Raw genomic sequence first — 21677 nt, 5'->3', positions numbered from 1 at the left:
CATTCGCATCAGTCCCCTTTTCCAACCAGACTGTTCGGCCATCTGGCAACCTACGGATATCAACCACACTTCCTGGGGGGATTTTAGTGCCTACAGGCAATCCCGAAATCAATTCGTCCCTCGTCAGAGCGGACCCCGACACTCCTTTTGCACCAACTTACAATCAACTTAAACGCCAAGTGTTCTCAACAAAGTCGAAGCATCTTTTAACAGTTCGGGATCTTGGCTTAAATTCTTCACTTCGGCCAAAGCGCAAACGGCCTTTTGCGCCGCATTTGTATTTCTTTGCCAACACTCTGCACTCACACTTGCAAGAGCTGCAAGCAGCTCGCCATCGTATTTCTCTCCTGCCAACACATCATCATGTAATAATATCACAGCAAAGGGTAATAGCTCATTAACAAAAAGATTTTGCCTAATTGCGCGGCATACATCTCCTATACTTAAGTGTTCTAGTGGAGTGTCGCATACCAAAAGATACCACTCGCTCAAAGACGACGGGCTGTCTTCTGGTAACCAACTGATTTGAACAAGTCTTTCCAATTCACGAAACGTCATATCCCGGCACCATTTAAAGCTGACTCAATACGATTGATAGTATCAACCGCTCGCTGGCGTGCAGCTTGCGCTGACGGTTCATTCACCCCCTTCAAGGTGTCCGCATGGTTCCGTAAACCTCGAAGAGTGTCGTTCATCTCTTTTAGGTGATCCCAATAACCACCGCCAGGCTTCGGAACAGGATTACCAGCCATATCCTTTAAGGTACCCGTAATATCACTATCCTTGAAATTATTAAGAATATTGTCAATTTTTCCGACAGCTCTTTTTTGGCCTTGACTCAGTGTAGCCAGGGTGTCTCCAGCCCCTTTTGCACCATTAGCAAAAACCTTACTCCCTGCTTTTACGCCTAATGACTTGACCTCCCCGAGCACAGCATCCATCAAAAACTCAGTCGCTACAACATACTCATCTCCATGCAAAAGGTTATCAGGGTCGGCTTTAGCCTCCGCATGAAACTCCCTCATGGTGTCAACGGTACGGTCTGTCAGCTTTGCGGCGAGCTCGATAGCTTTAGACTCTTTGAACTCTCTGTATTGATCGCCCATTGCCGCTTCAGCTGCTGCATGTGCGACAACACTTACCACCAGTTTCATAGGCCCCATCATGGCCTGCACGCTAAGCATCGCAGCCTGAAACTGTTCTGCGGGCAGCTTCTGGGAAAGCTTGACTATATCAACGATGCCATTGAGCGCTGCTTCACCCCCGTTACGCGGCAAGTCATCAACGAGCACGGCCGGAAGCTCGTACCCTGAGCCAGTCTTCGGTTGGGTGGAAGGTGTAGCACGGCAACTGCCATCATCCATACAGCCCTTGATTTTCTTATCGTAAATTGCTGCCTTTTCCGAAAAATCATTCAGTGCGCTTATAACGTCTGGCGGGAGCGCATCCAGAGTGTTAGGCGCGAGGCCCTTGCGCACCAGATTCTTTGAGATTGTCAGCGCCTGCTCATCGCCGAATTTTTTGCGGATATTCGCCGAGACATCGTCGATGCTGACCCGCTGAGCCTGGATCTCGCCCTTGATCTGGTCGAGTGCGCCCGCAACTGCTTCGATCTTTTTCTTTTGGTTGTCTTTGAAATTGACAACGTCTGCCACCAGGTCTTTGGCGGCTTTCTCAGGATCCATCACAGCATCAATGGACGAACTACTCGCATACAGATCCGTTCGCTTTTCATCATCCTTGGTGATCTCATAGGCCTTACCCACATCCCGGTTCAATCCGGTCGTAGAGTCAGCCCCCGTCTCAGCATCCTTGCGAACGACGATTTCACCTGCCCCCACCGTGGCGCGGACAATCTGCTCACGCTCTTTCTCGTAGTTCCAACCCTCAACGCTCCAACCGGTTTGACCTTCCTTGCCTTTGCCCGCCTGGCTGCTGTCTTGGACGGTGTTGCCTTTGTTGTCATTGCTCCCGGCTTTATAGGTGCCACCTACATTCAGGTAGTACCCATGCTCTTTGTCTTGCCCGGCGATATCGCTGAAACCGAGGGTGCCCGTGTCCAGTTTCAGGTTGCCGTTGTCAGCGGCGATGACGGCTCCGTCGATCTGGGTATGGTTCTCTGTTCTGATATCGACGGCATTTTTACCGGTGATACGGGTTTGCTCTTCGACCCAGTCGGTTTTGCCGGTGGTCTTGCCAAAGCCGACCGAGCCGCTGACACCCGCACCCGGGCCGATGGTGGCTGTAACACTGATATCAAACTCTTTGCCCTTGACCTTGCCGGTATCGGCAACCGACGAGACCTTGAGGTCGCCGCCCACACGCCCCACCACTTCATCGCCTCTGAGGTTCGCTCCGCCGATGGCGGTGTCTTTGCCACTGGCAAACCCCAGACGGTCGCCGGCATAGAGGTAAGCCTCTTGTTGGCGTTGGCCTTCTCGCTCCAGGTTACCCTTGCCCATACTGACACTGACGTAGACGCCAATACCTTCAGAGCCAAACGTCAGGCCTGCTTCGCCGCCGCCACTGTGGCGGTTGTTTTCGCTGTTGCTGTCGTTATGCGCCGAACGAATGTTCAAATCGTTGCCGGCATTCAGCTCGATATCCCGTTGGGCTTTGGCCTGCGTCCCAATCAAGTTCAGGTCATTGCTGGCCTTGAGGTTGATATCGCGACCTGCCTCCAGTTGTGAAGCCGTAGACGAGCCTTGGGAGCTCTCGCCTGTAGCCGTGCCGAAACTGCCGCCGGCGCCCAACTTGATCCCGCCGCTGGTGCCGCCATGAATGCCGCCCCAACTTTGGGTGTGGGTGGTTTCTTCACTGATACCGCCCTTGGCCACGTCCAACGTGACGTCACGTCCTTTGATATTGATGTCACGCCCGGCGTCCAGGTGGCTTCCCTTCACCAATACATCGTTGCCGGCGTTAAGGTGCAGATCGTTACCGGCGCTTAGCGTCGAAGACCGATTGGTCTGCTCGATAACCTGTTGGCTGTTGGTTTGCTTACTGTTGCCAAACTTCCCGTCCAGCGTTGGCCCATTGACAAACTGACTGACCGAATCAACCGCTTTGAGTGTGCTTGAGCCTTTGCTGACATTGTCCTCGCCTTTCCCTGCTCCGCTGACAGCGTCCTTGGTATTGGCATAGTTATGGTTGATCGAAACACCCAGGCCGTTGCTCTCTTTCTCGCGTATCTGCTCGGTGAGCACACTTTCGCGCGCAGCATCGATATTGATATTTCTGCCCGCCGTCAGCTCGATATCATTGGCAGCGCCCACGTCAGAGCCACGCTGGTTGATATCGCGCTTGGCGTTGATCGCCACATCTTGCCCGGCGTTTATCTGGCTGCCGGAAGCGGTCTCGCGTTCGACTCGATTCTTCTCCCCACTGCCTTCGGTGCCGGCGAAGAGGCTGATGCCATTACCGTTACTGGAGATGCTTGAACCCGTCTGCTTTTTCTTCTCCCAGCTACGTTCGCTACTGGTGTCTTGTGCGGCGACCACATTGACGTCGCGCCCTGCATCCAGATTGACATTGCGCCCTGCGCTGATGCCGCTGCCAACTAGGTTGATGTCGCGCTCAGCCTGCAACGTTGCATCGCGCTCGGCGCTTACATGGCTGCCCACGCTGGTGCTGCTCTGGGCTTCACGACCAGCCTTTTTTGCGGACGAAATGGCAACCGACGTCGGCCTTTCCGTATAACCAAACTTCTTCTTGTGTTCTTCACTGCGGCTATAGGCGGTGTCGTTCGCAGAAATCAGGTTGATGTCACCCGTACTGTTGACCAGCCCGGAGCGCAGTTCAGTGTCGTTATCGGCACTGATCTCACTGGCCCGCACCCGCACATCATTACCCGCCGCCACCACCACGTCATTGCCAGCCTCCAACTCACTGCCCACTTGGCTGGCAGTGGTCTTCAACTGGCTCTTGCCGCTTTTGGACAGCCCCAGGAACCCGGACTTGGCCTTCTTGCTGTAGGAACCATGCTCCTCGACACCCGACAACACCGCGATATCACCAGTGGCGCCCAGCAGCATGTCGCCACCAGCCTTCATTTGGCTGCCGATCACGGTGACGTCACGTCCGCCGTCGATGCTCATTCCACCGTCGGCATTCTTGCTGGCGTTAACGGTCAGGTCTTTACCGGCTTCAACGACCGAGGCCACGTTGGTGCTGTCGTAACTCTCCCGCTGTTGGCTTTTGCTACGACCGAACGAGCCCTTGCTCTTTTTCGAGTAGAACGAAGCGTCTTCATCCAGTGCCGACAGGATGCTCACATCGCGTTGTGCATCAAGGGCCACGTTGCCGCCCCCGGCAATTCGGCTGGCGGTGAGTTCCAGGTCTTTCCCGGCATTGAGCGACACATCGCCGCCGGCCGTCAGCACGCTGGAAACCTGGCTGATGTGATCCTTGGACTGGGTGACCTTCTTGGACTTGCTCAATGAATGCTGTTCGTCGGCGGCCGACGAAATGCTCAGGTTTTCGGTCGTCGTAATGCTCAAGTCACGCTTGGCGTCGATGCGGCTGGCAATGGCGGTGAAGTCACGCCCTGCCGACACCTTGAGGTCACGGCCTGTCTCCACGCTGGCACCGTTTTGCGTCACGGTTTCGGTGCGCAGGCGGCTGCCCAGATCCAAGCCGTTGCGTTGCTCAACGGCATCGATGTGCACATCGCGGCCAGCGACCAATGTGGTGTCACGCCCGCTTTGCAGCACGCCACCGGTATTGGCGATGTCACGACCTGCATTCATCGTCAGGTCATTGGCAGCCTCAATGCGTGACGCACTGTCGAGATAGTCGCGGCGTTCAGCAGTACCGTTACCGGTACGGGTCACGGCACGTTCGTTGATCACATCACCCTTGATCGCGGTGAGCGTAACGTCGCGACCGGCGATGATGCCACCGGACTTATTGACGATGTTGTTACCCGCCAGCAGGTCCAGGCGGTTGCCGGCTTCGATCAAGCCGCTGTTGATCAGGTCGTTGCCCGCTTTGGCTGACAGGTTGTTGGTGGCGCGCAGGGTACCGGCGTTCTCCAGGTTTTCGCCGGCGATCAGGTTCAGGTCGTTACCGGCGATCAAGGCACCGTTGGGCGCCAGGCGATTGTCGGCCTGGGCCATGTAAAGCACGGGCACCAGCACTTTCTCACCGTTCACTTCGTGCTGTTCGAGCCAGACGATGTCGTGGGTCAGGGCCGCGACCTGCTGCGAGGTCAAGGTAACGCCCACTGCCAGGTTCAGTTGCTGTTTGCTCTGGATCGCATTGTCCATCAGGTACTTGAACAGTTTTTCGTCAGTGTTCTGACCGTCGATAAAACGTTGCCCTGTGCGCGCTTGAACGGCTTGCTGGATCAACCGTTGCTCATAGAGGCCGTCGCCCAGGCGCTTGGCGCTTTCGTCCGGGTTGTAACCCAGGCCCGCGAGCAGATAGTCCGAGCTCATGAACTGCTTGAGGTCCGTGAGTACCGGGTTGGTTTCGATCAGGTATTTATGCGGCTGGGACTTAGGCGCGGTGGGCGTAAAGCCCTGCACCCGGTTGATGGTCTGGCTGGCGACCGTAGTGGTTTGCTCCGCTGTATTGAGCGGCTGGGCAATCACGGCTGCGATCTGGGTCGGGCTGCTGCCCGGGTCTTGTGCAGCCGGTGTGCTCACAACCGGCGTCACGCCTGGTATCACCGGCGTCACGCCAGGAATGTTCAACGTCGGCAGCGCAGGAGCGTCTGGCGTAGCGACCTGAACACCCGTATCTCGACCAGTCAGCGCCAGGTCTGGCTGATCACTCGGCCCGGTGACCTTGGCCACTGGTGCAGTGGAGCCGGTGGACGGACTCCGGGCGTTGATGCCATCGCCCCGAGCGATTTCAGCGGGGGTGATCTGGCTGGGCGCCCAGCCGCTGCCGCTGGCCACATCGCCGGCCCCGGCAACGTTAAGCGTTCGGCTGGTGGCGGTGATGCCACTGACCTGACGTGCGGTGGGATCCAACTGATGGGTAGACGCGTCCTGGTGGGCGACATTCTTGAAGTCGAAGGTGCGTGTTTCAAGCGCTGGCTGTGCGCCCTGGCGCTGAGCGAGGCCGAGCGTGGCACCACCCATGGTCCAGCTCTGCGGGCCACTGGTGGCTTGGGTGGCTTGAGTGTCTTCGCTCGCTTGACTACTGAGGCGGAACAGACCGTGGGTGCCGGTGGGCAAGGTGAAGCCGCGTAATGTCAGCGGGTTGACTTGTTGTTGTGCCAGGTCCGGTGGCAACTGCGGAGCGAGCTGCACCACCACGGTTGTTGGACCGCTGGCGACACCCGTGTCCTCATTGCGCGGCGCGCGCCCGGCCAAGGCTGTGTTGGACGTCTCAATGCTGTTGATCAAGGTCTTGCTGGCGGTGATGTTCACCGTGCCTGCAGCCTGGATGATCGCCGGTGCCAGTGACGCGCCAGCGGTCGATACCAAGGTATCGCCAATCAGCCTGAACGCTGACAACGCACTGACCGGCAGGTTTTTGGGGCCTGGCTGAGCGTTGTAGGGGTCCATGACACCACGTTTGAAGCGCCAGTAAGTACCGTTAGTCGCTTCCAGCCGCCAGGTACGGGTACGCGTTCCGGAGCCAGACGCAGCGCCTTTGTTGGTCAGCGTATCCGCAGCGATGTTCATGTCGGCGCCAGAAGCGATAACACTGTATTCATTGAGCAGCGTATTAGCGGCAATATCCATGCGCCCGCCCGACTGGATAGTCGAAGTAGCCGATGTCTTCAGTAACTCGGTTTGATAGTTTTCCGTGCCGACAAAGTCGACAACAAAGTGATCGCCTCGGCAGTCCCAACAAATATTGGTGAGTGACCCGCCGCTACCGGCGGTGTCTTTCGTGGTGAACTCATCCCGGCGGTTAGTCAGGCTGGCAACCTTTAGAGACATGTCACGACTGGATTCGATGCTGCCGGATACGTTTTCGAGACTGGCTGCTTTGCTCGCACCCTCTCGACTGGCCACATCCAGTCGCCCCAGGCTATAGATGTCACCGTACTGGTTAGTGATTGTGTCGCTATGCAAGGCCATGTCGTTGCCGCTGAACAGCAAACCATGATCGTTCAACAAGGCTGCACTGGTTACTGTCACATTCTGTGCGCCACCCAATGTCCCGTAGTTGTTCAGCGTACCTGCCGAGAGTTCGAGGTTGGTCGCAGAGGTCAACCGTCCATAGTTGTTCAATTGACCATCAATGTTGACCTGGGTATCGCCACCGCCAGTAATTTTGGCGCTATTGCTCAGATCCAACTGACTCGCATGCAGGTTCAGACCACTCTGACTGGTGACTCGCCCATCACCGCTATAAGCGCCCGCAAGGTCGATACTTAAACTGCCATCACTGGCAATCAAGCCGTTATTGACCCAGCTGCCGCCCTTGCCTTCCAGGTGCGTCGAAGCCAGCAGTTGCCCGGTTTCAGTCTGGGTGAAGTTGTTGACGTTGACGCTCAAACGCCCTGCCTGGATGACGCTGGTATTGGTCCAGGTATCCGCGTTCAGGGTCAGGCCGCCACGGGTGACAAGGGTGCCGCCCGCGCCGGTAACGTTGGGCAAGGAGATGTCGAAGGTGCCCTCACCCACATGCAGCAATTGCCCGCCGTTGTTCTGGAAGCTGGCAGCCGCCAGGGTCAGGTCCTGGTTGGCGGTTTCCACAGCGCCGTTACGGTTGTCGAACACGCCGCCGATCTGGAACTCGGTCTTGCCGGAGCGTCCCAGGGCGCGCAATTTCCCGCCCTGGTTATCGATGGCGTTGGCGGCCACGGTCAGGTTGTTGGTGCTTTCGATCAGGCCATTGTGGTTGGTCAGTTGGCCATTGAGGCCGAGCGCGATCTGGTCACCGGCAATCTGACCTGCGCTGTTTTCCACGGCGCCGCCATTGATGCGCATGAGGGCTTTGGCATACAAAGCGCCCTGCTGGTTATTGAGGGTTGCAGCCGTCAGCAGCGCATCGCTGGTCTGTGCTCCCACATAGCCGCCCTGGTTATCAAGGTGACCGGCACTGATTAACAGCCGCTGACCCTGAATCAAGCCGCCCTTGGGGTTGCCGCTCAGGTCATGACCGTTGCGCAGCACACCCACCACACCGGCCTCAATGGCACCCTTGAGGCTGGCGAGCACACCGCTGCGGTTGTCGAGGTTGCCGGCCTTGAGATGCACATCACCGGTCTGACTGATGATATTGCCGCCCTGGTTGTCGAGATCGCCATTGACCTCGACCCGCAGGCCGTTCTGCCCCTGCAGCTTGCCCTGCGCGTTGGTCAGGCCAAAAGCGGTGATTTGCAGGTCGCCTTCCTGGCTGTAGATCAAGCCGTCGGCGTTGTTTTGAACGATAGCGCTGGCATCGATAACCAACGGACCTTTAGCGGCGACGGTACCGGCCTGGCTGTTATTCAGGCCACCCATAGCCAATGACAGACGCCCCTGGCTGGCAAGTTGGCCACCGCGGTTATCCACCTCTATGGCGCGCTGCAGCAGCAGCGAGCCGGTGCCTGCGATCTTGCCGTTGACGTTGCCGAGGTGGCCTTGCAGGTTGAGTACCAGCTGGTCATTACCCATCAGCGACCCAGCGGTATTGAGCAAGTCGCCAGCCGAGACGTTCAAGTTGCGCTGGGCCGTGACGTTGCCGGCACTGTTGTCGAGGTTGGCCGCACTCACGTCCAGCGTCGCACCACTGTCGATCAAGCCACCCTGGGTGTTGTTCAGCGCGCCAAGCACCGTCAAGGTCTGCTGCGTGCCGCTGGAAATAACGCCCTTTTCGCTGTTGTCCAGGCTGGCGGCACTGACACTCAGCCGCCCTTGGCTGGCCAGCGCGCCTTCGTTGCTGTTGAGCAAGCGCCCACCGAGGCGTACATCCAGATCACCGTTGCGACTGGACAGCGTGCCTTTGTCACGGTTGTCCAACTGGGTGCCGATCAGGTTGAGCCCTTGCCAACCCGACAGCAAGCCGCCGCGATTGACAACGTCGCCTGCGTTCAGCGTCAGCAGTTGCTGGCTGATGAGCGTACCGGCGCTGTTGTCCAGGTTACGCAGCGTCAAGCTCAGGGCATTTTGGCTGGACAGTTCGCCGCCCTGGTTTTGCAGGTCGCGTACATGTTTGAGGGTCAACGGGCCTTTGGCGAAGATCAGACCTTTACGGTTATCCAGATCCCCGTTGGCCAGGTCCACGCTCAGGTTCTGCTCACCGATCAGCCTGCCGCCACGCAGGGCCATGGACGTCAGCGTAAGGTCCATATCGCCCTTGGCCGACACCTCGCCGCCGTCACTGGCGTCCAGGGCCTGGGCATTCAGCTCTAGACGGCCCTGGCTGTTGATCAAGCCTTTGGCACTGTTGTCCAAGGCCGAAGCATTAATGGTCAGGGCGCTGGTGCCCAGCAGGCTGCCGCCCTGGTTATTGAGGTTCCCCGCTTTGACTGTCAGTGCTTGTGCAGCGTTGATCAAACCTTGTTGCCCGTTGCTCAGCAGCCCGGTGCTGGTCAATTCAAGCGCCCCGCGACTGGTCAGCGTACCGCCGCTGTTATCGACGACACCCGCCTGAGCGGTCAGGCTCGCTGCCGCGACTAAACCCTTGATGTTGCCGAGCACCTGGTCGATTCGCAGTGTCAGGCCCTGGTTGCTGAGCAGGCGGCCATTGCTGTTATCCAGGTTGCGCGCCACAAGCGCAAACGCCTGACCGCTGGAGATTTCACCGCCCTGGTTGTTCACACCATTAAGGTGGTTGAGCACCAGCGGCCCGGTCGCGTTGATCAGGCCCTGCTGGTTGTTAAGCTGGCCGTTGTTCAGGTCCAGCGTGAGGCCGGCGTTGCTGAACAGCTTGCCACCTTGTTGATCAAGCCCATCGACGCTGGCGGTCAGGGCCTGGGCGCTGCCGATGTTGCCGGCGCTGTTATTCAGTAGCCCAGCCTTCAGCTCCAGGGTGTCGCCGCTGATGAGACGCCCACCCGTATTGTCCAACGCGCCGGTGTTGACCCCCACCGCCCCTTTGCCACTGAGCAGACCGTTCTGGTTCCCCAGGCTGGCGCTGCGCAGTTGCAGCGTGCTGTCAGTCACGAGCTCACCGCCCTCGTTGTCCAGGGTCCCCTGCGAACCCAGCACCAACGCGTCGGCGCTGGAAATCCGCCCCTGACGGTTGACTACGCTCGCCGCATCGACGCTCAGGCCCCCCTCACTGTTGAGGACGCCCTGGCTGTTATTCAACTCACCCTTGAGCTCAAGTTGCAGAAGCTGTTGAGCGAGCAGTTTGCCCGTGCTGTTGTCCAGGTCCTGAGCGCTCAGCATCAAACGCTGTGTGTTGAGCTGGCCTTGGTTGCGGTTAAGCAGCTTGGTCAGCGTGAGGTTCAACGATTGCCCGGCCAGCACACGACCGGCATCGCTGTTATCCAGGGTTTGCCCGATGACGGTCAGGTCGGCGTTAGTCGACAGTTCGCCGCCACGGTTGTCGAGCCGATCGACCAGCAGTTTCAGCGCTTTATCGGCGCCTATCAGGCCTTTGCGGTTGTCCAGGGACGCAGCGCGCACTTCCACTGCTGCAGTGCTGATAAGTTGACCGTCGCGGTTATCGATCTGATCGATATCAGCGGTCACCAATGCCTTGCCCGATACGTCACCGCCACGGTTGTCGAGCCGAGCGGAAGACAGCCGCATGGCGCCGTCGGCAATCAGCGTTCCGCGCTGGTTATCAAGCGTTTGGGTGGCAGATACTTCCATGCCGCCACGACTGTTGAGCAGGCCATCAGTGTTGTCCAAGCGGGCACTGTTGGTGTTGAGCGAGGCTGCGCTGATCGCACCTTTGGCGTTGCCCAAGGCCTCTTGAATCTGCAGTGTCAGGCCTTGGTTACTGATCAGCTTACCGCCGCTGTTGTCCAGGTTGCGCGCCGCCAGGGCAAAGGCTTGCTGGCTGGAAATTTCGCCACGCTGGTTGTTCACATCGGCGAGGTTTTTCAGCATCAGCAGCGGGCTGTTGATCAGGCCGCCCACATTGCTCAGTTGGCCGTGATTCAGGTCAAGATCGAGCTGGGTGTTGCTGAACAGCTCACCGCCTTGCTGATTCAGGCCGGTGATCGTGGCGGTAAGGTTTTGGCTGCTGGCGATACGTCCGCTGTTGTCCACCTGGGTTGCTGCCAGATCCAGGCGATCGGCGCTGGTGATACGCCCATTGTTGTTAAGCGCGCCGGTGCTCAGGGTCAGCGCACCACGGCTGTTGAGCAGGCCTTTAGGGCCGTTGTCCAGCCTCGCGCTGGTCAGGTCAAGGCTGGCATCGGTCTCCATGATGCCGCCCTGGTTGGTGATAGCACCGCTGGCAGCAAGTGTGAGCGCAGCCGCCGAAGAGATTGCACCCGCGTCGTTGTTGAGCGTCGCGCCGGCCAGCTGCAGTGTGCCTTCGCTGCTGATTTTCCCCTGCTGGTTATCCAGTCGCCCATCCAACTCGGTGCCGGGAATGGCTACCAGCGACAGGCTCACCGATTGCTGGCCTGCGAAAGTGCCTTGGCCGTTATCCAGGCGCGCGCCGTTGAAACGGTTGTCCCGGGCGAAGATCAACCCTTTGGCTTGGTTTACTACATGGGCCACGGCCAATTCCAATGCGGTACCGGCGATCAGTTTGCCCGCGCTGTTATCCAGGCGCTGCGCCTTGAAGTCGATGCTGTTCTGACTGGAAATCTCGCCCGCACGGTTATCAACGGTGTCGACAGCCAGTTTCAGCGCTTTTGTGGCGCCTACTAAACCACCATCGCTATTGTCCAGTGAGGTCCCGCTCAGGCTCAGCTCGTTTTGGGCAACCAGTTCGCCGCCCTGTTGGGCCAGTACGCCGATGGTTGCCTGCAGATCACTCTGACTGGCGATGCGGCCAGCCGCGTTTTGTACTGTGTCGGCAGTCAGTCGCAGGGGCCCGACCGCACTCACCAGGCCCTTCTGGTTGTGCAACTGTTGCCCGGAGAAGCCCAAGGCCGCCTTGCTGCTGAGCGTACCTTGTTGATTGTCCAACTCACCCACATTGAGTTGAAGCTCCTTCTGGGAAAGGATCACACCGCCGCGGTTGTCGACATTCGCACTGTGCAACGTCAACAGATCCTGCCCGGTTAGCCGCCCTTCACGGTTATCCAAACGACCGGCACGCAGCTCCATTGCGCCCTTGGCTAACACCTGCCCCTTAGCCTGATTGTCCAGTAACCCATCAATCGTGGCCTTGAGTTGGCCGTCACTGCCCAATTTTCCGGCCTGGCGGTTATCCAGGCTTGCGGCCTGCACGTCCAACGAGGTACCGGCAGCGAGTGTGCCAGCCTGATTATTCAGCGCACCCTTGACCTTTACCTCCAGGCCGACATCACCGAGCACTTGCCCGGCGGTGTTGCTCAAGCTTGCCGCATTCAACTGCGTGTGGCCTGTGCTGACGATTTCGCCCTGATCGTTAAGCAGGTCCTCCTTGACCGCCAGGCGTGCGTCCAGGGCGCTGCTCACCCTGCCCTCGCGGTTGTCCAGGCGCGAGGCATCGAGCCCGACACCTGCGGCTGAAATCAGCCCTTTGACGTTCAGCAGCGCCTGTTCGATTTTGAGGGTCAAGCCTTGGTCGCTGAGTAAGTTGCCCCCGCTGTTGTCCAGGGTGTCGGCGCTCAAGGTGAAGGCCTTTGCGCTGGAGATTTCACCGTTACGGTTGTCGACGCTTTTCAGGTTTTTGAGCAACAACTGCCCTGGGGCATTGATAAAGCCATCGGCGTTGTTCAAGTGCCCATGGTTCATGTCCAGAATCAGTTCGCCGTTGCTGTAAAATTCGCCGGCACCGCGCTGGTCAAGGCTGGTGATGCTGGCGTTGAGCGCCTGACCACTGGCGATGCGGCCCTCGAAACGGTTGTCTACGTCGGTCGCTGTCAGGTTGAGACGATCAGCGCTGGTGACGCGGCCCTGGTGCTGATTAAGCAATACGCCGGTAGTCAGTTGCAGTGCACCATCAGCAACAATACGCCCTGCGCTGTTGTCGACACTGCCAGCTTTCACCGTCGTAGTATCCGCGCTGAGCACATCACCGTTCTGGTTACTGATCGCATTGGCTGCGGTCAACAAGAGCGCCCCGCCGCTGCTGATACGCCCGCCGTTGTTGCCAAGGCTGGCGCTGCGCAGTTGCAAGGCGGCGTCGCTGCGCACTACGCCTTGGCTGTTGTCAGCCTGCTGGGCCAGGGTCATATCCAGGTTGCGTTTGGCGTAGAGACTGCCTTGGGCGCTGTTATCCAGGCTGGTTGCCTTCAGGTTGATATCCTGTTGGGCAGAAATCAGGCCTTTGAGCTGGTTGTTCAGCCTGTCGAGCGTCAGCTGGAGCGTGCCATTGGCCAATACGCGACCGGCATTGCTGTTGTCCAGCTCATGGCCAGTCAGCGTCAGTTCGGTAACGCTGGAAACTTCACCTCCTCGGTTATCCAGCTTGCCGATGGACAGGCTCATGGCCTTGCCCGAGTTGAGCAACCCGGCCTGACGGTTATCCAGCTGCTCGCCCTTGACCTGCAACTGCCCGACCGAGGTGATGCTGCCACCGCGGTTATCCACGTTCCCCACCACAAGCTGCGCATCCCCCTTGCTGGTGAGGCGGCCCTTGGACTGGTTGTCCAGGCTGGCGGCATTGAGTGTCAATGCTTGGCCGGCGGCAAACAGCCCGGCCTGATTCAACAAACTGGCTGAAATCTGCGCCGTCAGTGTCCCGTCACTGGTCAGCTTGCCGGCGGTGTTATCGAGGCTGGCGGCATTGACCGTCAATGCCTGACCTGCGGCCAACGTGCCCTTGCCATTATTGACCGTGCCGAGGCTTGTCAAGGTCAAGCGGTTATCGCCCTGAATGCGCCCCTGACTGTTGTCCAGCGCAGCCGCTTTGACTGTCAAATGCTGACCAAGCAGTTCGCCAGTGCGGTTATCCAGCGCACCCTCCACACCGAGGTTCAGAACGGAAGCGGCACTCAACTTGCCGCCCTGGTTGCCCAGGCTGGCGCTGTTTACCTGCAAGGCCGCGGCAGAAATCAGGCCGCGGGTGTTATCCAGTGCCTGGGCGATACGCAGGGTCAAGGCTTGTTGGCTGAGTATCTTGCCGTCCGCCGTGTTCAAAGCGGTTGCCGCCAGCTCAAAGGCCTTGGCACTGGAGATTTCACCGCCTTGGTTATCAACGCTGCCCAGTTGCTTGAGCAGCAACTGCCCAGGTGCATTGATCAAACCAGCGTTATTGTTGAGGTGGCCACCTTGCAGGTCCAGGCTTACATCGGCTTGGCTTGCGACATGCCCGTTACGACTGTTGTCCAGTGCGGTAGCCGTCATGCCCAACTGAGTTGCACTGCTTAGATGTCCGCCTTGGTTGCTCAGCTTGCCAGTCGCAATCTGCAAATCGCCGGCACTGGATAGCGTTGCGTCGTCGTTGGTTAAACCGGAGGTATTGAGGGCCAAACGACCATCGCTGCGCAGCGTGCCTTGGGCGTTATTCAATTGGCCGCCAACAGCGATCCCCATCTGGTGTCTGGCGTACAGGCTACCGCCCGCGCTGTTATCTACTCCTTGTGCGCTGATCTGTACCTGCGCAGCGGCAATACGCCCTTTGAGCGAATTGTTCAGGTCAGCAACGTCCAGCTGCAAGTCGGTACCGGCACTCAACAGTCCCGCTTGATTGAGCATGTTCCCGGCTATACGCGCGGTCAGTGCACCGTCGCTGGTCAGGTTGCCTTGACGGTTGTCCAGGCCGGTGCTGTTGACGGTCACGCTTTGCCCGGCAGCCAATGTGCCGGCGTGGTTGCTGATCGTGCCACCCGCCTGGAGCAGCAACGTTGCATCACCCTGCACCAGGCCCTGGTCGTTATTGAGCGAACCAATCCCGAGCAGGAGGTTCTTGCCTAGCACCTGTGCGCTGCGATTATCCAGCTCGCCATCGACTTGCAGGTTGAGGCCCTCCACCGCAGTGAGTCGGCCGAATTGGTTAATCAGTGTTCCCGCTTGAACATCCAGGGCTTTGGCGGTTAACACACCTTTGGTGTTGTCCAGGGCGCGGGCGATGCGCACGCTCAAGGCTTGCTCGCTGAGCAACTTGCCGGCGCCGTTATTGAGTTGATCCGCGACCAGATCGAAGGTCTGGGCACTGGAAATCTCGCCGCCCTGGTTATCGACGCTGCTGAGTTGAGTCAGCAGCAAATGGCCAGGGGAGTTGATCAAGCCGCCCTGGTTGTTCAGGTGACCCCGATTGAGGTTCAGGCTCAGATCGCCTTGACTGAAGAGTTGCCCGCCACTGCTGTTGTCCAGGCTGCCCACGGTCAACTGTGCGCCCGCGTCGGCACTGAAACTCCCGCTGTGATTGGCGAGCAAGCCACCCACCCGGGCGTCAAGCCGATCACGGCTGTGAACTTGACCGCGCTGGTCGTTGATCAAACTGGCAACATCTATATCCAGGCCGCTGGCTGCAATCAGCCCTGCCCCGTTGTTCAGCGTCTGCACGATTTTCAGGCCCAAGGCCTGGTCACTGAGCAGCTTGCCAACGCGGTTGTCCAGGCTGTTTGCCGCAACGGTAAAACCATGGGCACTGGAAATTTCGCCGCTGCGGTTGTCGACGCTATTGAGATTATTCAACCTCAGCTGGCCAGCGGCGTTGATCAAGCCACCGTCGCGGTTGTCGAGGTGGCCGTTGCCCAGGTCCAGGGTTACGTCGCCATTGCTGTAAATTCGCCCCTGGCCATGCTGGTCGAGGCTGGTGACACGGGCATTGAGCGCTTTGGCGCTGGTAATCGAGCCGCCTTGGCTGTTATCGAGCGAACCGGTCGCCAGCTCCAGGGCGCCGCCACTGACGAGTACACCGCGTTGCTGGTTATTGAGGTTTCCAGCGCTGACCTGCGTCGCAGTACCAGACTCGATTCGACCCTGCTGCTGATTTTCCAGGGTACCGGCAATATTCAGCCCCAGGCTGCCCTGACTGCTCGCGATACCGGACTGGCGGTTATCCAGCTGCCCGGCATTAATCTGCAGATGCTGCCCGGCAACCAGGCGACCACCTTGATTGTTAACCAGGCTACTGGAAGTCAAGCGCAGTGCCTGGCCGGCGGAAATCAGCCCGGCGACGTTATCCAGGCTATCGACCTGCAAGGTGACTTCGGCCAGGCTCGAGAGCTCGCCTTTGCGATTGACCAACTGCCCGATGCGACCGCTGAGCCCGCGGTCGCCAACCACCAGGCCTGCATCAGCATTGAGCAACTGCCCGGCATTCAACTCGATGCGTGCAGCACTCAACATGCGGCCTTGCTGTTGGTTATCGACCTTTTCAGCACTCATCTTTAGCTGGTTTTGTGCACTCAGGGTGCCGCCCCGGTTGTCGAGAGTGCCATCAACCTTGACGGAGAGGTCACGGCTGGCGATGACGGTCTTGCCGTTGTTACGCAACTGGGCGGCAGTGACGTGGATATCACCCTGAGCATTGCGCGTCTGATCAGCGTTGACGCCGGCTTCGATGACGCCGTTGTTGGTCAGCACCCCACCACTTTGCAGGGCCACACGATCACGCGCCGCCAGGTTTTTTTGATTGATCAGGTCGCCTTGCGTTTTCATCTCGAGCACGCTGCCCGCCGCGACCACACCCTGGGCCTCAACGCTGTGGGCCTTCACGTTGATGGCGCCGGCTGCCGTTGTCTGGCCCATGACCACATTGCCACCGGCATCGATCTGAATATCGCCGCCAGCGACCATGTCCCCGGACAACCTCACGCCGACACCCGACTCAGTCCCCATAAGCTTGACCGCGCCCACATACATGCCGCCCAACGCCGACGAGTCGATCGCCAGATCCGGCGCCTGGCTGCCATCTGCGGCCCGCGCGGTGGCATTCAAGGTGCGTGCGTCCACGTCATTACGACCGGCGACGATGGTGAGTTTTTTGGCCTGAATCTGCGCGTTGATCGTGGTGGCGCGGGTGATGATTTCGAACTGATCGACGTTGCTGGCATTCAGGCCAGCGCCCTCGATAGCCACACTGCCCTGGTCGACTTGATAACGATTGATCTGGCCGTTTTCGATCACGGCTTTACCAGTGGTGAGCGTCGCTTGCGGGGTATTGATAAAGCCGCAACCGTTACAGCTGATGCCGTACGGGTTAGCGACGATCACATGGGCCGATTGCCCGGCTACTTCGGTGTAGCCGCGCAGTTGGCTGGGGCTGCCGCCGTTGACTTCGTTGAGAATGATATTGGCAGCGGTGCCGTTGAGATTGGGGTTGCCGACGATGATGCCGCCCAGTTGCGTGGACTGGGTGCGGTCGGTGGCGTTGTTGAGAATGACCCCATTGGCACCGACGTTGTAGTCTTGAAATTGGTTGTGCGAGAGCCCGTTGGCATTCGGCGTGGCGATGTTGACGATGGGCACGCCATTACCCGCTTGCCCGAGCGTCGTACCTGGAGCATTCACCACAATGCCGTCTGCCTGAGCCAGCAATGGATGCCAGAACATGGCGTTGGCCAGGATCAACGCCAACCCACGTTTAGGCAGCCCCAGGAAATGGGCACGGCTGTTTACGGCAGCAGAAGGCTGGCGCGCGAGGAATGCGTACTGGCGAACGTCCATGTCATGTCTCGAAGCCCGAGGGCGGTCAAAAATTTAAAGGAAAAAATCCACACGGAAATAGATCGGCGCTTCACGGTCCGTGATCGCTTCCGGTCGTTCCAAAGAGTGTGCAAAGGTCACGCTGGCCGCGACGTTCTTACCGCGCGCAAACAACTCCACCGAGTTGCTGCTCATGCGCCCGTGCTGCTCAGCGTTATAGCGGCCGTGGCTAATCACGCCCTGGTCGTAGCCGAGGCTGGTGCCGTATTCAGTGAACACTGGCTGCATCCAGGCCCAAGTCACCGGCCGGCTCCAGCGCAGGTCATTGCGCCAATAGCCGCCGCTGTCGCCCGCCAGCATTTGGTCTTTGTAGCCACGAATCGACGACTGTCCACCCAGGCTCATGCGCTGTGGGCTGAACAACACATCTTCGCTGTGCTGGCCGGTCATCAAACTGCTGAAGCTGAGGGACTCGCCCCAGAGTTTGAACGGGTACAGATAGCTCAGCGTGGCGGTGTATTTGCGGTAGCGCGCATCGGCCTGGCCAGGCTTTGGGTGGTGATTGGCCTGGGCGTCGAATGCGCCGATGCCGTTTTGCATGCCAAGGTCAATATTGAGGAATGAGCCGCCGATACGCCGACCGTGGTTGATACCCAATTGCGCTTCACTGAGGCGGTTGCTGCTCAAGGCCAGCTTGCTGTCTTCGATGAAGTTGTTGGTACGAAGATAGGCAATGCCAGTGTTCAGGGATGTCTTGCTCAAAGCGTCACGATGGATAACCCGTTCCAGGCGCAACTGATGATTCTGGCTGTCGCCGGTCTGCTTGAACTTGAAGTTGTTGGCCTGGGCCTGGGAGCGATACTCAGTTTCGATGTAGCTGTACGAGAGGTTCCACCAGCCAAATGGAACGCTGTAGCTGAGCATCGAATTGCGTGAGGTGCGTTGATGATCGCTGACGGCATCGTGGCCGCCACGCAGCGAAAGCTGATCGGCCAGGCCGAGCGGGTTATCCCAGTCAAGACTGGCGCCCCACTGCTGCTCACCGGTGCTGCGCTGGCCGCCGTTATGCCGCGACAGACCTACACGCCAGGGCTTTTGCGGGGTGTTTTTGACCAGTACATCGCTGCCACCCACGGCTTTGCCCGGCGCCAGCTCCATCTGCGCCTGGTTCGACGGCAAGCGATTCAACTGATCGACCATCTGCTCGATTTCGCGCAGATTGAGCAGTTCGCCCTGCTTGCCGGGGAAACTCATGGTCAATTGGCGGTCGGTGATGCCACTGCCTTCGGCGCCCTTCAGGCTTTCCAGCCGGCCTTCGACCACCTGGATCTTGAGGTTGCCGCTGGAAAGGTCCTGCTGAAGCAGGTAGGCACGACTGGTAACCAGGCCTTTGGCCAAATAGCGGTCGGTGATGACCTTGAGCACTTCGTTGAGCTGCGGTACGCCCAGGCATTGGCCGATATAGGGCTTGATAAGACCCGTGCGCTCACCTTCGGTCAGCGCATCAGCACCACCCAGTTCGATGGTTTTGATCGGGAAGCAGCGGGTGTCGACAGGCGCGACCGGTGCAGCAGGCGCCGCGGACTTTCCAGGCAGGTCCTTGAGCTCTTCGATCCGCCGTTGTTGATCCTCAAGCAGGCGGTCCTGGCGATCCCGGATCAGGTCGGTGATGCCTGGGGCGTTCTGCGGCGTGGCGGCGTGCGCCCCTCCAACAATGCCCAGGCAAAAAAAAGCGGACAGCAGGCTGAACCTGGTCCGACGCTGTAAACGCCACATTCTCTAGATCCCTCTATGTGGCCTTAAGCCACCAATGGAGGGCGATCATAGGATGTCATTTTGATGGCGTCAATTAAGCGAGTAAGTTTGTTTGATCTCTAACACTCGGCGAATCACGCTGAAAAGTATGACTTTTTCGTCTGCACACTCATCATAGGCCACGGGCATTCAAGCGTATTTTGCGTGACACCCGTTTGACTTCAGGAAGAAAAAACCTCAGCGCCTTGACGTGCCGTCTGGTGATATCGAGGCATTTGCTGCCTGACCAATTGCGCCTGAACCCCCGCCACCGCATCGAGCACTCTCTGCGCCCACTGCTCATCCTGCGGGTCAACCACGACCACACGAAAGCCATGATCGTGACCTTCAATGCGCACGCCCTCGGAGTCATCCACGTGCAAATCAATATCGAAAGCCGGCGGGAATTTCGACGGTGTATTGGCCAGCCCGTGCGCACTGAGGGCGTCGTTATGCAGGGTGCTATTTACCACCCCGTCAACGCGGATGCCGTACAGCATCAACCAACGCCTGATATAAGAAGGTGCCCGACCGGACGAGGTGTACACCCAGATACTGCAACCCTGGCGCCGCAGCTCGCGGGTCAGGGAACGGGTGCCGATACGCAGCGGCTCGCCCCACCAGCGATGGACGCAGGCTGGTAGCCAGCTGCTCTCCACGGCGGAGTGATGGAGCTGGCAGGCCAGGGTGTCGTCGATATCAAACGAGATCCGTACCTGCGGGCGCGTGAACGCGCGCGTGGACAGGGCTCGTACGACTCGGCGGGCGGACGTTCGGCATTTGCCCGCGAGTGTTGGATACCAACGCATCAGTGGCCTCCTCCATAGATGGGCTGCGGTGTGTCGCTCAAAAAAAACACCTTTGGATCAGGGGCCTGTTCCTCCAGGAAAGCCGCGTATTTTTTCTTGATCTTGGGCAATTCATACAACGCCTTGACGCCATGCTTGGCCGAGTTGCGGATCACCGAGGATGGGTTGAAATAGCCCTCGGCATTTTCCAGTGTCAGCACGAAGGGTGGTAAACCGGAGCGCATCAGCAGGTAGCTGACGATCAGCGAGCCGCTGCGGTTGTTACCTTCGATAAACAACTGCGGCTTGCTGAGGATACGTACATACACACCCGCCGCCCGCTTCCAGACGGACTCACTGCGATACGCGCAATACCAATTGAACAAGTCCTTGATGCCGCCTTCAACGTTGTTGAAGAAGTGCTCCTCGGTCGCGGCCAGGTGCTGGGCGTATTCCACCCGACGCGCCGGGTCTCGACCGCACAGGACCGTGGCATTGATCTCCAGCATCAAGTCCAGATGATGAAGATCAAACAGGTCGACACCCCGGGCCACATAGTCGTCAACCAGCGCGTAACCCTCAAGCACATTGAGCAGCACTTCGTCGGTCAAGGGGTCACGCGGCTCGGTAAATTGCGTGCTGAGCTCGGCGAAGCGGCCCTGCACTTTACGCAGGGCGCGTTCAATCGCTGACAAATCAAGACGATGGGTTACAGGCATTGATATTCCCGGGAAGACGTTGGCACAGGTACCGCCTTTATCGAACATGGATGGCTCAGCTGAACTTACCGCTGATGTAATCCTCGGTCATTTTTTCCCGTGGGTTGCCGAACACCTGGGTGGTCGGGCCCATCTCTACCAGATAGCCAGTGCGGGTGCCCTGGGAAATATCCACCGAGAAAAACGCCGTGGTATCCGCCACGCGGATGGCCTGCTGCATGTTGTGGGTCACCAGGGCGATGGTGTAGTCCTTCTTCAACTCCACCATCAGCTCTTCGACCCGGCGGGTCGCAATCGGGTCGAGTGCCGAGCAAGGCTCATCGAGCAGCAGCACTTCCGGCTCGGTGGCGATCGCACGGGCAATACACAAACGTTGCTGCTGACCGCCGGAAAGCGACAGGCCGCTGACCTTGAGCTTGTCCTTGACCTCGTCCCACAGCGCCGCACCCTGCAAGGCGTGCTTGACGCGATCGCCCAGGTCGCCCTTGTAGCGGTTCAGGCGCAGGCCGAACGCAACGTTGTCGAAGATGCTCATGGAAAACGGGTTGGGCTGCTGGAACACCATGCCGATGTAGCGGCGTACCACCACCGGATCGACGCCCTTGCCATACACGTCTTGGCCGAGGAAATGCACATGGCCTTCGAAACGAAAGCCCTTCACCAAATCGTTCATGCGGTTGAGGCTGCGCAGCACGGTACTTTTGCCGCAGCCCGACGGGCCGATGAAGCCGGTGATCTTGTTTTTTTCAATCGGCACATGGCTGTCACGCACCGCCATGAAGTTGCCGTAGAAGATCCTGTCCAGCTTGCAGTCCATGACCACAGGCGACTGG

Annotated in this window: 6 protein-coding genes; all 6 read right to left on the bottom strand. The window is 58.8% G+C overall.

Features of this window, described 5'->3' with window-relative positions; all coding sequences use genetic code 11:
- Positions 1-168: 168 nt before the first annotated feature.
- A complete protein-coding gene (locus ASD70_RS28985) occupies positions 169-558 on the bottom strand; it encodes a contact-dependent growth inhibition system immunity protein (protein ID WP_156382941.1) in 390 nt (129 codons plus the stop codon).
- Positions 555-17564 (bottom strand): hemagglutinin repeat-containing protein, encoded by a 17010-nt coding sequence (locus ASD70_RS25375; protein ID WP_082561470.1) that lies wholly within the window; start codon positions 17562-17564, stop codon positions 555-557. The genes ASD70_RS28985 and ASD70_RS25375 overlap by 4 nt, the downstream gene beginning before the upstream one ends.
- Before the next feature lie 33 nt (positions 17565-17597).
- Positions 17598-19319: a ShlB/FhaC/HecB family hemolysin secretion/activation protein gene (locus ASD70_RS25370; RefSeq protein WP_046068253.1), complete on the bottom strand. Its 1722-nt coding sequence runs from the start codon at positions 19317-19319 to the stop codon at positions 17598-17600.
- Between the two features lie 200 nt (positions 19320-19519).
- Positions 19520-20146: a hypothetical protein gene (locus ASD70_RS25365; RefSeq protein WP_056847720.1), complete on the bottom strand. Its 627-nt coding sequence runs from the start codon at positions 20144-20146 to the stop codon at positions 19520-19522.
- A complete protein-coding gene (locus ASD70_RS25360) occupies positions 20146-20844 on the bottom strand; it encodes a hypothetical protein (RefSeq protein WP_056847719.1) in 699 nt (232 codons plus the stop codon). Before ASD70_RS25360 ends, ASD70_RS25365 begins: the two co-directional genes overlap by 1 nt.
- A 55-nt stretch (positions 20845-20899) precedes the next feature.
- Complete coding sequence (gene pstB, locus ASD70_RS25355; RefSeq protein WP_043047778.1) at positions 20900-21661, bottom strand: phosphate ABC transporter ATP-binding protein PstB; 762 nt, start codon at positions 21659-21661, stop codon at positions 20900-20902.
- Positions 21662-21677 lie beyond the last annotated feature (16 nt).

Source organism: Pseudomonas sp. Root569, from assembly GCF_001427465.1.
Taxonomy (GTDB): Bacteria; Pseudomonadota; Gammaproteobacteria; order Pseudomonadales; family Pseudomonadaceae; genus Aquipseudomonas; species Aquipseudomonas synxantha.
Note: the sequence above shows the minus strand (reverse complement) of the source record. Positions and strands in the feature narration are given on the sequence as shown.

Coding starts and splice junctions, on each gene's coding strand:
- pstB (WP_043047778.1), bottom strand. CDS start 21,661: ATGGACTGCAAGCTGGACAGGATCTTCTACGGCAACTTCATGGCGGTG.
- ASD70_RS28985 (WP_156382941.1), bottom strand. CDS start 558: ATGACGTTTCGTGAATTGGAAAGACTTGTTCAAATCAGTTGGTTACCA.
- ASD70_RS25375 (WP_082561470.1), bottom strand. CDS start 17,564: ATGGACGTTCGCCAGTACGCATTCCTCGCGCGCCAGCCTTCTGCTGCC.
- ASD70_RS25370 (WP_046068253.1), bottom strand. CDS start 19,319: ATGTGGCGTTTACAGCGTCGGACCAGGTTCAGCCTGCTGTCCGCTTTT.
- ASD70_RS25360 (WP_056847719.1), bottom strand. CDS start 20,844: ATGCCTGTAACCCATCGTCTTGATTTGTCAGCGATTGAACGCGCCCTG.
- ASD70_RS25365 (WP_056847720.1), bottom strand. CDS start 20,146: ATGCGTTGGTATCCAACACTCGCGGGCAAATGCCGAACGTCCGCCCGC.